12 protein-coding genes are annotated in these 13,112 nt (G+C 71.7%); 5 read left to right on the top strand and 7 right to left on the bottom strand.

What is annotated here, in order from left to right:
* Nucleotides 1-39 precede the first annotated feature (39 nt).
* Nucleotides 40-453 (top strand): zinc ribbon domain-containing protein, encoded by a 414-nt coding sequence (locus ABZ880_RS13995; RefSeq protein ID WP_361261807.1) that lies wholly within the window; start codon nucleotides 40-42, stop codon nucleotides 451-453.
* On the opposite strand, the gene ABZ880_RS13990 is transcribed toward ABZ880_RS13995, so the two are convergent.
* Nucleotides 435-1,808: a Gfo/Idh/MocA family oxidoreductase gene (locus tag ABZ880_RS13990; RefSeq protein ID WP_361261162.1), complete on the bottom strand. Its 1,374-nt coding sequence runs from the start codon at nucleotides 1,806-1,808 to the stop codon at nucleotides 435-437. The two genes, ABZ880_RS13995 and ABZ880_RS13990, sit on opposite strands and share 19 nt — an antisense overlap.
* A 186-nt stretch (nucleotides 1,809-1,994) precedes the next feature.
* Here ABZ880_RS13990 and ABZ880_RS13985 point away from each other — a divergent pair, with 186 nt between their 5' ends.
* Complete coding sequence (locus ABZ880_RS13985) at nucleotides 1,995-4,775, top strand: hypothetical protein (protein ID WP_361261160.1); 2,781 nt, start codon at nucleotides 1,995-1,997, stop codon at nucleotides 4,773-4,775.
* Nucleotides 4,776-4,832: 57 nt separating this feature from the next.
* Here the strand turns inward: ABZ880_RS13985 and ABZ880_RS13980 are convergent, their stop codons facing one another.
* The 3 genes from ABZ880_RS13980 to ABZ880_RS13970 form a co-directional block, all read right to left on the bottom strand.
* On the bottom strand, nucleotides 4,833-5,225 hold the full coding sequence (locus ABZ880_RS13980; RefSeq protein ID WP_361261159.1) for a PPOX class F420-dependent oxidoreductase: 393 nt from the start codon (nucleotides 5,223-5,225) through the stop codon (nucleotides 4,833-4,835).
* Between the two features lie 9 nt (nucleotides 5,226-5,234).
* Nucleotides 5,235-5,993, bottom strand: coding sequence for a type 1 glutamine amidotransferase domain-containing protein (locus tag ABZ880_RS13975; protein WP_361261157.1), 759 nt, complete (start codon nucleotides 5,991-5,993; stop codon nucleotides 5,235-5,237).
* 69 nt (nucleotides 5,994-6,062) lie between these two features.
* Complete coding sequence (locus ABZ880_RS13970) at nucleotides 6,063-7,241, bottom strand: aminotransferase class I/II-fold pyridoxal phosphate-dependent enzyme (protein ID WP_361261155.1); 1,179 nt, start codon at nucleotides 7,239-7,241, stop codon at nucleotides 6,063-6,065.
* A 25-nt stretch (nucleotides 7,242-7,266) separates the two neighbouring features.
* Between ABZ880_RS13970 and ABZ880_RS13965 the strand changes: the two genes are divergently transcribed.
* The 3 genes from ABZ880_RS13965 (at nucleotide 7,267) to ABZ880_RS13955 (ending at nucleotide 10,646) form a co-directional block, all read left to right on the top strand.
* Nucleotides 7,267-8,274, top strand: coding sequence for a hypothetical protein (locus ABZ880_RS13965; RefSeq protein WP_361261153.1), 1,008 nt, complete (start codon nucleotides 7,267-7,269; stop codon nucleotides 8,272-8,274).
* 54 nt (nucleotides 8,275-8,328) lie between these two features.
* Nucleotides 8,329-9,150 carry an SAM-dependent methyltransferase gene (locus ABZ880_RS13960; RefSeq protein ID WP_361261151.1) on the top strand — a complete coding sequence of 274 codons (822 nt, stop codon included), beginning with the start codon at nucleotides 8,329-8,331 and terminating at the stop codon, nucleotides 9,148-9,150.
* Nucleotides 9,151-9,263: 113 nt separating this feature from the next.
* The gene (locus ABZ880_RS13955; RefSeq protein ID WP_361261149.1) at nucleotides 9,264-10,646 is read left to right on the top strand and encodes a S1 family peptidase; all 1,383 of its coding nucleotides are present in this window, start codon (nucleotides 9,264-9,266) and stop codon (nucleotides 10,644-10,646) included.
* A gap of 4 nt (nucleotides 10,647-10,650) precedes the next feature.
* On the opposite strand, the gene ABZ880_RS13950 is transcribed toward ABZ880_RS13955, so the two are convergent.
* The 3 genes from ABZ880_RS13950 to ABZ880_RS13940 form a co-directional block, all read right to left on the bottom strand.
* Entirely contained in the window at nucleotides 10,651-11,487 is an 837-nt protein-coding gene (locus ABZ880_RS13950) for an EamA family transporter (RefSeq protein ID WP_361261147.1), read from the bottom strand.
* Between the two features lie 61 nt (nucleotides 11,488-11,548).
* Nucleotides 11,549-11,734 carry a hypothetical protein gene (locus ABZ880_RS13945; RefSeq protein WP_361261146.1) on the bottom strand — a complete coding sequence of 62 codons (186 nt, stop codon included), beginning with the start codon at nucleotides 11,732-11,734 and terminating at the stop codon, nucleotides 11,549-11,551.
* A 99-nt stretch (nucleotides 11,735-11,833) separates the two neighbouring features.
* Nucleotides 11,834-12,994: an ROK family transcriptional regulator gene (locus tag ABZ880_RS13940; RefSeq protein WP_361261144.1), complete on the bottom strand. Its 1,161-nt coding sequence runs from the start codon at nucleotides 12,992-12,994 to the stop codon at nucleotides 11,834-11,836.
* Between the last annotated feature and the right edge of the window lie 118 nt (nucleotides 12,995-13,112).

Here is a 13,112-nt window from a genome sequence, read left to right as displayed (position 1 = left end):
GCACGCGGGATTCCGGCCGAGCGCAGGGAGTTGACCAGCGTGTACCACCACTCAGGAAGCGTTGTTCGTGAGGCAGCCGGCTCCGCGACGGGACTGCTGGACGCCGCGAAGTCCGAATCGGACGCCATCCTCTTCCAGCGCTGCACCTGGTGCGGCACCGCCATGTACCACCGGCTGCTGTGTCCGGTCTGCCAGGGCGGCGACCTGCGTACGGAGCGCAGCGAGGGCGTGGGCACGGTCCGCCACTCGACGATCGTGCACCGCAACACCCCGGCCGCACGCAATGTGTCGCTCGTCGAGATGGCCGAGGGCTTCGTCGTACGGGGTCGGGTCATGGGCCCGCCGATCGGCATCCACAGCGGTGACCGGGTACGGCTGTCGACGGCCAAGGACCCGGTCCGCGGCGAGCCGGTCTTCCAGCTGGTCGACGAGCCCTACCGCGCCTGGACCTGACGCTCCCCCACCCCGGGCACCACATCCCGTACGGCCACGGGACGCCCGGTGTCGAAGCACCGGTTGGCGGCGAGCCCCACCGCCAGGGCCAGGGCGCCGTCGCGTTCGGTGGCCGTGGGATGCGCGGCCCCGCCCTGATCCGCCCCGCCCGTGTCCGCCGTACCGGAGTCCACGGGTCCGAACAGGGCGTCGAGCATGCGGGGGTCTCCCCCGCCGTGGGCCTCGTGGGCGACGTCGAGCGGGACCTCGACCGGCGGCCGCCACAGCGTGCGCAGGGCGAGCCGGGCGCCGCCCGCGTGTTCCGCGGCCGTGTCGCCGTGCACGGCGCCGCTGTCCGAGGCGATGCGGGTCTGCGGCTGCGCCCAGCGGCTCTCCTCGACCTCCAACTCCAGGCGGCCGGCGCTGCCGTTGAACATGACCCGGTACCCCTCCCACGGGGAGTAGGCGGTGAGGTGGTACGTCATCGTCGCCCCGCGCGAGTAGCGGACCAGGACCGCCATGTCGTCCTCGATGGTGACCGGGCCGCCGAAGACGTTGCGGTCGCGGAGGTAGCCGTCGTCCTGCTCGGCGTCGAGGTAGAGGGCGCGCAGGGTGTCGTTGGCGGCCAGGTCCAGCGCGAAGGGGTCGTCGGCGGCCGGTTCGGCGCCGTGGGCACGGTCGTAGTCCCGGCGCAGTCCGTGGCGTTCGCCCGCGGCACGGCCGTAGAAGCCGAGCCGTCCGTAGCCGAACACCTCGTGCGGCTCGTCGGCGAGCCACCAGTTGACCAGGTCGAAGTGGTGGCTGGACTTGTGGACCATCAGGCCGCCGCTGTTGATCTTCTCGCGGTGCCAGCGGCGGAAGTAGTCGGCGCCGTGGCGCACGTCGAGGACCCACTCGAAGTGGACGGAGAGGATCTCGCCGATCGCGCCGTCGGCGAGCAGGGCGCGCACCCTCTCGTGGACCGGGTTGAAGCGGTAATTGAACGCGACGGTCAGGGAGTTGCCGGTGGCCCGCACCGTGTCGAGGATGCGGGCGCAGCGGGCCGCGTCCACGGTCATCGGCTTCTCGGTGACCACGCGGCAGCCCGCCTGCAGGGCCGGGACGATGTAGCGGTCGTGGGCCGCGTCGACGGTGGTGACGACGACCTCGTCGATGTCCTCCTTGGCGAGCAGCTCGGCGAAGCCGTCCGGCTCCCAGGTCGTGGCGGCGGGTTCGCCGGCGGCGGTCAACAGCCTGTTGTGGAAGGCCATTCGGGTCGGGTTCGGGTCGCACAGGGCGGCCACGCGGTGGCCGGGGCGTGCGGCGAGGCCGCGGGTGAAGGTCTGGGCACGGTGGCCGGTGCCGACGATCGCGGCGCGCAACGGGGTTCGGCTCATGCGGGTGCCCTATCCCCGAGTCGGCGCGTGCATGCCTCCTCGGCCGGGTTGGCCTGATCGCGCCCCGGACGCCCGCCGGTTGCCCGGACACAGGCAACCCACAGACTCCCGTTGCCGTCCTCCGAGACGCAAGAGGCCCCCGCTGACCAACGGGGCGCCTGTGCTCATGACTTGAGGAGGGCAACCTTGTTCCGTGCCCGGCGAATATGGGTCACCGCTGCGGCGGTGCTCGCGATGGCGGGGGGATCGCCAGGGCTGGCACAGGCGGCACCGCCGTCGGACGCCAGACCGACGGCAGCGGCCGACGACAACAACGGCGGTCTTCCGCCGGGCTGGCGGATCACCGGGGAAGGTGACGCACGGCAGCTCGTCTGGCGCTCGACGGCGCCGGTCGCGATGGGGGACGCGCGCGTCGACTTCTACGCCGGGGACCGGCTGCTCGGCCACCCGACGCCCGGAAAGGACGGGCGTACGTACCGCCTCGACCTCGAACGGGTCCGGACGGCAGGCAAACTGACGGATCTTCATGTACGCGCGGGTGGGCGGCAGTTGGACGCCGCAGGCCGCACCGAGACGCCGGGCGGCCGGAGTGCGGCGGCAGCGGCGCAGCCGCCCGCGCAGCTCCCGGCGAACTCCGTCGACCCGGGCAAGCCGGGCTCGTACCGCACGGCCACCGGCGAGTACGACCTCGACCCGGTGAAGCTGCCCGGCTTCCCCGAGCCGGTCGAGATGCGCGCCGTCGTGGTCGCACCGAAGGGCGCCACCGGGCAGCGGCCGCTCGCGCTGTTCCTGCACGGCCGCCACGCCACCTGCTACAAGGGCGACGACGTCACCGGCGACTGGCCCTGCCCCACCGGCACGAAGTCGATCCCCAGCTACCGGGGCTATCTGCGCGACCAGCAACTCCTGGCCTCCCAGGGCTATGTGACCGTGTCGATCTCCGCCAACGGCATCAACGCCCAGGACTACGCGGCCGAGGACGGCGGTGCCCAGGCCCGCTCCTCGCTGGTACGGCAGCACCTGGCCCGCTGGGCCGACTGGGCCGCCAACCCGGCCTCGGCACCCGCGGTCGTACGCAACGCCCCGAAGGCGGACCTGTCCCGCGTGCTGCTCGTCGGCCACTCGCGGGGCGGCGAGGGCGTGAACCGCGCGGCCATGGACAGCCTCTACCCGCCGCCGGCCGCGCAGGACGGCTACCACGGGCCGGTGCGCTGGCACATCCGCGGCACCGTCCTGATCGGACCGACGATCTTCGGCCAGAATCCGGTCGCGGACGTGCCCTCGGCGACGATCCTGCCGGGCTGCGACGGCGACGTGTCCGACCTCCAGGGCGAGGTGTTCGTCGACGGCACCCGCTCGGTCAGCAACGGCAAGGCCCTGCACAGCGCCGTGTACGTGATCGGCGCGAACCACAACTTCTTCAACACGGAGTGGACTCCGGGGCAGGCCCAGGCGCCCTCGGACGACGACTTCTACAACGACCCCGAGCACCGCGACCCGGTGTGCTCGCCGGGCACCGCGACCCGGCTGACCGCGAACCAGCAGCACAAGGCCGGCAGCACGTACATCGCGGCGGCGGCGCGGCTGTTCGTCGCCGGTGACGACCGGGTACGGCCGCTGCTCGACGGCTCGGGCAGGCGGGCACCGTCGGCCGACCCGGCGCGTGTGCTCACCCACGCGGTCGGCGCGAACCGCGGCGGTGGTTTCCTGCCGGACGGCGAGTTCACGGTGACCGGAGGACGGCTGTGCTCGGCCGTGGACCCGGACGACCACGTGGCCTGCCTCGGATCCGGGGTGAAGGGGGCCTCCCCGCACTTCGCGCAGTGGGACACGGAACGCGAGGTCGGCCGCCGCGCGGTCGCGCTGAACTGGTCGGCGCCCGGTTCCGCCGTGACGCTGCGTCCGGGGACCCCGGTCGGACTGACCGGTTCCAAGGGCCTTTCGCTGCGGGTGATCGTGCCGCCCAACTCGACCGGCACCAAGCTCGACGTGTCCCTCACCGACACTCACGGCAAGCGGGCCACCCTCGGCCGCGTCCGGGTCGACGGGCTGCCGGGCACCGGGCAGACGGCCTCCTACTGGGCGCGGGAAGTCCGCGTCCCGCTGACCGCTGCGGCTCGTGCCGGACTCGACCTCAAGCACGTCAAGTCCCTCGAACTGACGCCGCGTTCGACCAAGGGACGGGCCTGGCTGATGGACGCCTGGGGCTGGCGCCCGGGCACCCCGGCGGTGCGGGAGGCCGCGCTGCCGCGCGTCGACGTCGGCCGTACGACGGTCAAGGAGGGCGACTCGGGCGTCCGTACGTACCAGGTGCCGGTGCAGGTGTCCGGGCAGGGCAGCGGGCAGGTGCGGGTGTACGTCGTCGACCCGGCCACCGGCAAGACGGAACAGCACCTGGTCACGGTGCGTCCGGGCGGCCACGACATCGACGTACCGGTGCAGGTGAAGGGCAACACGCGCTTCTCCTACGACGTCGACAACACGGTGCTGGTCAAGGCCGTGCGGGGCGCGGTGATCGGCTCGTACCGCGGCGGGGTCACCGTGGAGAACGACGACCCCATGCCGACGGTCGGCGTGACGCCGGTGGCGGACCGGGTGACCGAGGGACAGCCCCTGAAGTGGAAGGTGACGCTGTCCGAGGCCGCGGACGTGGACATCTATCCGTACTTCGTCGTCCAGCCGGTCACCGGTGGTCCGGAGCTGTCCACGAAGGACGTCGACCCGGCGTGGCTCGACTCCGTCTCGGGTGAGAAGCCCGATCCGGAGCGGCCGCTGTCCCAGGTGAAGTACCTGGCCCTGTTCGCGGAGGTACCCGCGGGGAAGCTGAGCGCGGAGGTGAACCTGCCCACGGTCAAGGACCAGGTGGCCGAGCCCGCCGAGTCCGTCCGCTTCCAGCTGACCGACGACAACGGGAATCCGCAGCCGGGCGGGCCCGTGCTGAGCGGCACGGTGCTGGACGCGTCGTAGGCCGGGATCGGAAGGTGTGACGACCGCGCGGTTCTCCTCGGAGGGCCGCGCGGTTCGTCATGCGGTCGGGTCCGGGGTCACGCGGATGCCCACGGTCCCCTTCAGCCCCCGGCGCAGTCGGCTGCCGAGAAGGGTCAGCCGGCCGACGATGCCGTACTTGCGCGCGATCAGCTTGCGGTAGCGGGCGACGGTGGCCTCGTCGGTGATCTCGGCGCTCGCGGGCAGCTGGGCGCCGGTCGGGTTGCCGCGCAGGTCGCAGGGGCCGACGAGGATGTCGCCGCGCGCCCGGATCCGCTTGACCTTCCAGGAGTCGGCGACCGTCCACACACCGAGCGTGCCGCCGTCCCGCACCACCCAGACCGGGGTGGCGACCGGGGTGCCGTTCTTGCGATAGCTGGTGATCAGCACGTACTTGCCCGCCCCGAGCCGCTCCAGCGACGTGTCGTCCATGGCGGAAGTCTAGGCATCCATCGGCTTCCCGAGGAGTTCGAGGTAGCGGCGGGCGAAGAGGTAGGCGTCGCCTGGCCAGCGCGCCGACACGTAGGTGCCGTCCTGAACGACGAAGGCGTGGGTGTCGTCGGTCTCGGTGCCGCGCCGGGTGAGGACGCGGGGGCCGCGTTCGAACTGGGCGGCCGGATCGGCGAGGGCGGAGCGCACTTCTTCCTCGACGTATGCCGGGTAGGTGCGGTAGTAGCGGCCGAGGCGCCAGGCGGTGGTGACGTAGGCGGTGCGTTCCATGTACTTGGGCAGGCAGGTGGTGCGGCGGTCGGCCAGGACGCTGCGGCCGGTGCCGGGGTCCTGGGTGCGGGCCAGGACCAGCACGCCATGGCAGATCGCGCCGACCGGCCGGCCGAGCGCCCAGAACCGGGCCACCTGTTGCTGCAGGTCGGCGGATCCGAGGTACTGCCGCATGCCGGGCGCGTGTCCGCCCGGCAGCAGCAGTCCGTCGTACGCCGTCATGTCCACGTCGGCCCAGGCGACGGTGGCGGTGAATTCCGGGGCCGCGGTGAGCTGTTCGTAGAACTGTTTCGGCTCGTCCTCCGCACCGAGCTGCCCGAACAAGACACCGGTCAGCAGGCGGGGATCGGCCGCGAGCCGGGTGCCGGCACGCTCGGTGGCAAAGACGACCTCGTGCCCGGCGTCGGTGAGCAGCCGCCAGGGCACGGCGACCTCGGTGACGTCGAAGTCGTGGTCGGGGACGGGCATCAGCACGCGCATGGGGCCATCATGCAGCGCTGTCACGTGTCCATGACACCCGACCCCCGGCGTCCATGACGTCCGTCCCGCTCAGCCGAGCGCCGCCGCCATCCGCCGTACGCCCTCCGTGAGCACCTCGGGCGAGGTCGCGAGGTTCAGGCGCGCGTGTCCTGCCCCGCCCGTCCCGAAGGGGATCCCGGAGTTCAGCGCCACCCGCCCGCGTTCCAGGAAGACCTCGGCGGGATCGTCGCCCAGACCGAGCGTGCGGCAGTCGAGCCAGGCGAAGTACGTGCCCTCGCCCGGCCGGTGGGTGAGGGCGGGGAGGTGTTCGGCGAGCAGGTCGGTGAGCAGGCGCCGGTTGTCGTCGAGGCCGGCCAGCAGCGCATCGAGCCAGTCGGTACCGTCCCGCAGGGCCGCGGTGTGGGCGATGACACCGACGTGGCTGGGCCCATGGCTGACCTCCTCGGGCAGCCGGGCGAGGTCGGCGGCGGCCTCGGGGCCCGCGATCGCGAGCGCAGCCTTGAGCCCGGCCAGGTTCCACGCCTTCGACGCGGACATGAGGGACAGGCCGCTCTCCGCGCCGGTGACGCTCAGGTACGGCACGAAGTCGACGCCCGCGGCGGTCAGCGGCGCATGGATCTCGTCGGCGACGACGCGCACGCCGTACCGGTCGGCGAGGGCGGCGACGGCTGCCAGTTCCTCGGCGGTGTGCACGGTGCCGGTCGGGTTGTGCGGGCTGCACAGCAGGTAGGCGGCCCGGCGGCCGCCCGCGACGGCCTGCTGGAAGGTGGCCTCCAGCGTGCCGAAGTCGATGCGCAGGTCAGCACCGAGCGGGGCTTCGAGGACCTGCCGGTCCATGTGCCCGACGAACTGGAAGAACGGCGGATACACAGGCGAGTTGACGACCACCGGGTCCCCGTGCCCGGTGACCAGCTTCAGCATCTCGACGACGCCGAGCATGACGTCCGGCACGATCGCGGTGCGCTCCACCGCGAGCCCGCCCCACCCCCACCGCTTGTCCGCGAAGCCGGCCAGCGCCTCGGCATAGGCGGTGCCCGCGGGATATCCGGTGTCCCCGGACTCGAGTGCCTGGTTGACTGCGGTGACGACGGGTTCGGCGAGGGGTACGTCCATTTCGGCCACCCACAGCGGCAGCACATCGGCCGGATAGGTGCGCCATTTCATGCTCGTACGACATCGCAGGCGGTCGAGGGAGAGTGCGCGCAGGGGATTCGGTTCACCGGACGTGTCGTGCGGGATGCTGGTCATGGGGCACAAGATAGGGGGCTGTGGTGTGACCTGGAACGTCCTGGAAGTCGGCTGCGACGAGTCGGGGTCGGACGGCGAGAATCTCACCGGCGGGAACACCGATGTGTTCGCGCACGCCAGTGTGCGGCTGCCCGTCGATTCCGCGGCCGGACATGTACAGGAGGTCCGGGACCGCATTCGCTCGCCCGCGTCGGAGTACAAGGCCAATCATCTGCTGCGGGAGAAGCATCGGGCAGTGCTGGAATGGCTGCTCGCGCCCGAGGGGCCCATGCACGGGGCCGCCCATGTGCATCTGACGGAGAAGGCGTTCTTCGTCGTGGACCGGGCGACCGATCTGCTGCTCGGTGAGAGTGCCCCGGCCCTGGTGCTGTTCCGGGAGGGGCGGCGGGTATTCGGGGACGAGCAATGGCAGGAATTCCTGGAGGCGGCCAATCAGCTTCTGCGCGTCAGGAACGACGGGGAACCGTCGCAGCCCGCAGACGTCTTCTTCCGTACGGTGGACGACTTGCGGCGCGCGCATTCCGGTACGGATGTCGCCCCGGTCCTGGAAAGGCTGGCGGCGACCCGTTCCCGTGCCGATTCCTACCGGGCCGCGATTCTCGCAGGTCCGACCCTGGTTCCGGTGCTCAATCCGCTGCTGCCCGCCATCCTCAGAACCGCCGCCTACTGGAGTGCGGACGGCCGTCCCGTCCATCTGGTGCACGACCGGCAGAACATGCTGACGCCGGAGCGCATCGCCTGGATCGAGGAGACGGCACGGCTGTCCGGAATCGGGCTCGACGGCATGCGGCTCGTGCAGGCACGGCTCGATCCGCGGGTGCAGCTGGCCGACTTCCTCGCCGGGATCGCCCGCAAGCTCGCCTCCGACGAACTGAACCGCCGGGCGGACCCGGCACTGACCGCTCTGCTGCGCCCGTACGTGGATACGGCGTCCGTGTGGGGCGACGAGGCCGGCTGGGCGCTGCTCGGGGGAGGAAACCGGGGAGAAAACACCCGCTCCGCACCCTCGGCAGACATCAACTCCGCCGTCTAGATTGCCGGTTGTCGTCGTACGATCGCACCACCAGGCACTCCAGGAGCTGAGCCCGTGACGGAGAAACCGGCAGCCACGGAAGAACCCGCCGCGGCACTGCGCAGACGCATCGACACACTGCGCCCGCACACGGCGCGGATCTGGAACTACTGGCTGGGCGGCGGGGACTACTACGAGGTCGACCGGGTCGCCGGTGACCGGATCCGCGAACTGCACCCGGGCATCGGCGAGTACGCCCTCGCCGACCGGCTGTTCCTGGGACGCGCCGTGCATCATCTCGTCGCCGACGCCGGCATACGGCAGTTCCTCGACATAGGCACCGGGCTGCCCACCGCCGACAACACGCACGAGGTCGCCCAGCGGCTGGCCCCGGACACCAGGGTCGTCTACGTCGACAACGACCCGCTGGTCCTGGCCCACGCCCGCGCGCTGCTCACCAGCACGCCCGAGGGCCGTACGGACCATCTGGACGCGGATCTGCGCGAGCCCGAGGCGATCCTGGAGCGTGCCGCCGAAACGCTGGACCTCAGCCGGCCGGTCGCGCTGATGCTGCTCGGGGTGGTCATCTTCCTCGGCGACGAAGAGGACCCGTACGGCGTGGTGCGGCGGCTCATGGACGCGCTGCCGTCCGGCAGTCATCTCGTGCTGTCCCACACCATCACGAGTCCGGCACTGCCCGAGGTGGACGAGGCGGTCCGGTTCTGGAACGAGCACGGCACGCCGAGGCTGACCCAGCGCACCCCCGAGGATGTCGCCCGGTTCTTCGACGGACTGGAGCTGCTGGAGCCCGGCGTGGTGTCGTGCTCGCACTGGCGGGCGGAGCATTCGGACGTGCCGGTAGTGGCCATCCACGGCGGAGTGGGCCGCAAGAGGTAGAAGATCGTCCGTTCACTGAACGCGGACGCCCCCGCACACGTATGGAGAGAGGGCCCTCAACGACCGGAGTGCCCCGCGGTGTTGAACCGCGCGTTCGGGTACGGGAGTCATGCATGAGGCACGCACGACGACGGATCGTCCGGCGAGTGACGCGGCTGGCGGCCGTCGGCGGCCTTCTCCTCGGAGGAGCGATGGTCACGCAGGCCGCCATGGCGAGCGAGACCCCCGGCACCTCCGCGCTGCCGTTCAGTGCCTCGGGGACCTCGGACAACCCCGGCGCCACGCTGGTCTCCCAGCTCGGCACCTCCCGTACGGCGGGCACCTGGATCGGCGCCGACGGGCGTCCGGTCGTCGCGGTGACCGACAAGCAGGCGGCGGCCGAGGTCGAGCGTGCGGGCGTCGAGGCGAAGATGGTCGGCCACAGCATGAACGAGCTGAAGGCCGCCACCAAGACGCTGCGCTCGGCACCCCGGGTGGCCGGCACGGCCTGGGTGATGGACTACCGAACGAACCAGGTGGTGGTGCAGGCCGACAGCACCGTCTCGGCCGGCGACTGGTCGAGCATGACCAAGGTCGCGAGCGGCATCGGCTCCTACGTCCGTATGGAGCGCACACAGGGCAAGTTCACGACCCGCCTCAACGGCGCGCAGCCGATCCTGTCGACCGGCGGGCGCTGCTCGGCGGGCTTCAACGTGACCAACGGGCAGAGCGACTTCATCCTCACCGCCGGGCACTGCGGACCCACCGGGTCGACCTGGTTCGCGGACAACCAGGGCAACCAGCAGCTGGGCAAGACGGTCCAGCAGAACTTCCCCGGCAGCGACTTCTCCCTGGTCCAGTACGCGAGCGGCTCGGCCGGCCAGGGCGCCGACATCGTGGCCATCGGCAACGGCAACGGGGTGCGCATCACGGGCGTCGGTGATCCGGCCGTCGGACAGCGCGTGTTCCGCAGCGGCAGCACCAGCGGGCTGCACGACGGCGAGGTCAAGGGGCTCGACGCCACCGTCAACTACCCGGAGGGCACCGTCACCGGCCTCATCGAGACGAATGTGTGCGCCGAACCCGGCGACAGCGGCGGCCCGATGTTCTCCGACGGCATCGCGCTGGGCGTGACCTCGGGCGGCAGCGGGGACTGCACTTCGGGCGGCACGACGTTCTTCCAGCCGGTGACGAAGGCGATGCAGGCGCTCGGCGTCCAGATGATCGTGTCGAAGCAGGCAGCCGCCGGGCAGAGCTCCTCGCCGTCGCCCGCGCCGTCCGCCTCCGCCACGCACAGCGCGATCGCACCGGGCTCCACGTCCCCCGGTTCCTCCGCCCCCGTGACGGGGATCGCCGACGGCTCGACCCTGCTGGCCCGGCTGACGAATCCCAGGAACATCGGTCCCGGGATGCTGGTCATCGGAGGCAGCCTGCTCGCCCTGGTGGCCACCCGCTACATCCGCGCCGAACAGGACCGCAAGGCGTACCGGCGCTACTACTCGGCGACTTGGGGCTGAGCCCTCAGCCGAGCGTCAGCAGGACCGTGGCCGCCGCCGCGCCCAGCAGCCCGGCCGTCTGCCACCGGGTGACCCGCTCGTGCAGCAGGGCGAGGCCGAGGACGACGGGGAGCGCCGGGTAGAGCGAGGCGAGGACCACGGCGACAGCGAGCAACTGCCGCTGGGCGGCGAGCAGGTAGAGGATCAGCCCGAGGGCGGCCCCGGCCCCGACGAGCAGCGCCTGGGCGGTGAGCCCTCCCGGCAGCCTCAGGCGCCGTCCGTGCCGCATCGCGGCGGGCAGCAGCACGAGTACGGCGGCGACGCGGCCGGCAGCCACGGGCCACAGTCCGGCGGCCGGCCCCGCCAGCCCGAGTGCGACGTACTGCACGGCGACGCCCGCGCTGGCGAGCAGCCCGTCCCGTACCTCACCGCCGGCACCCTCCCGGTCCGATCCCCCGCCGCCGGCGACGAGCCAGAGCGCGGGCACGGTGACCACGATGCCCGCCCAGGCCAGGACGCCCGGGCGGTCGCCGAGGGCGAGCACCCCGCACAGCACGGACAGGGCGACACCGGTCACCGCGCTGACCGGCACGACGACGCTCATCGCGCCGCGGCTCAGCCCGCGGTTGAGGAAGTGCATGGCGGTGCCGCTGCCGACGCCGGACAGGGCACCCCAGCACAGGTCGGATGCGCGCACGGTGCCGGCAGTCACAAGGAGCCCGGCGGCGCAGGCGAGGACCAGGCCGCCGAGTTGGCCGAGGAAGGTGATCGAGGTGTGGGGCGCGCGACGGGACAACAGCCCGCCGGCGAAGTCGACGATGCCGTAGCAGACGGCCGAGGCCAGTGCGAGGAGAGGGCCCATCCGGTCAGGGGTGCCCCGGAGCGGGGCGCCGATGCACGGCGGCGGGCCTCAGCCGGAACTCTCAGGCGGCCCGCGCGGGCTGCGGGGCCGCGGCGGCCCACTCCAGGACGAGGCGCTGGTACTCCTCGCGCTGCTCGCCGCTCAGTGTCCCGCCCGACCGGCGCCACAGGGCCCGGATCTCCTCGTTGACCTCGGCCGCCGAGCGATCGGAGCGGGGTTCAACAGTGGTGGACATGTTGTGAAGCATACGGCTCCGGGGGTGAAGGCGCTGTGAGTAAGCTGACACGAATCGGGCCTATCGGACGTGTTGCTGATCACGTCCATGCGTCAAGATCCGTCGGTTAGTTCACGCTTCCACTGCCCCCAGGACCAGCACCTGGATGGCCAGGACGGCGGCGCCGCGGGCCCAGTCGTGAAAGTCGGACACCTTGGTCTCCAGGGCGACCGGGGCGGCCATCGGATGCCGGTTCGTCCGGATCGTCTCCTGCACTGTGTTCCCGGCCACGTCCATCAGCCCGACCCCCTCGCCCGCGAGCAGGATCTTCTGCGGCATGGCGAAGTTGGCGATCTGGGCGACGAGTGTGCCCAGGGCGCGCGCCGCCTCGTCGATGACGCGAGCCGGCATGGGCTCACCGGCGGCGGCCTGGGCGAGGATCTCCTCGTAGCCGTGGTCGCGGCCGGTGGCGGCCCGGATCTGGTAGCGGATACTGGAGATGGTCAGCAGCGAGACGGCGCTGCCGCGTTCCCCCTCGGGGGTGAGCGGCCCGGCGGGGTTGACGATCCAGTGGCGGCCGAAGCCGCGGTCCTCCTCGGCGCAGGACACCCGCTTGCCGCCCAGGACCAGGCCGTAGCCGATGCCGGCGCCGATGGTGAGGACGACGAAGCGGTCCAGCCCGCGGCCGGCCCCGAACCAGGTCTCGGCCTCCACGAGCGCGGCGACATCGTTCTCGACGACCACCGGCAGCCCGGTCCGCTCCTCGACGAGCCCGGCCAGCGGGACGTCCCGCCAGTGCAGGAAGGGTGACTCCCCCACCACGGCACGGTCCTCGACCAGGCCGCCCACGCCGATGCCGATACCGGCGAGACGCGGGTGCGCACGGGCGAGCTCGTCCGTCATCTCCGCGAGCAGGTCGGCGACTTCGGCCGGATCATGGCTGGTCAGCGGGCGGTCGTAGCGGGCGACGATGTCGCTGCGGAGGGTGGTGACGACGCCGTAGACCATGTCGTCGGTGATCTTGTAGCCGATGAAGGAGCGGGACTCGGCGACGACGTCGAGCGGCTGCGAGGGGCGTCCCTGGCGCACCTCCGCCGGGGTGCCGGCCTCGGTGACCTCGATCAGCAGGCCCGACTCGATCAGCGGTTTGGTGAGCCGGGTGAGACTGCCCTGGGACAGGTCGAGCCGTCGGGCGAGTTCGGTGCGCGACAGCGGGCCGCCCAAGAGCACCTCGATCGCCACCGAGCGCTCTCCGGGGCTCAACGGAAGCCAACTGGCGGCAACTGTGGTCATGAAGGTCAGACTCCCACATGATTTCTTTCGCCATAAAAGCAACCAGGTCAGAGTAGCGAGCTCAACGCGCCCCGCAAAAGATGCTTGCAGGCCTCTTGACGACTCGATTCTTTCGCAT

It is taken from the genome of Streptomyces sp. NPDC047043 (genome assembly GCF_040644055.1).
GTDB lineage: Bacteria > Actinomycetota > Actinomycetes > Streptomycetales > Streptomycetaceae > Streptomyces.
The sequence above is the reverse complement of the archived record's forward strand: the minus strand, read 5'-3'. Positions and strand labels throughout refer to the sequence as shown.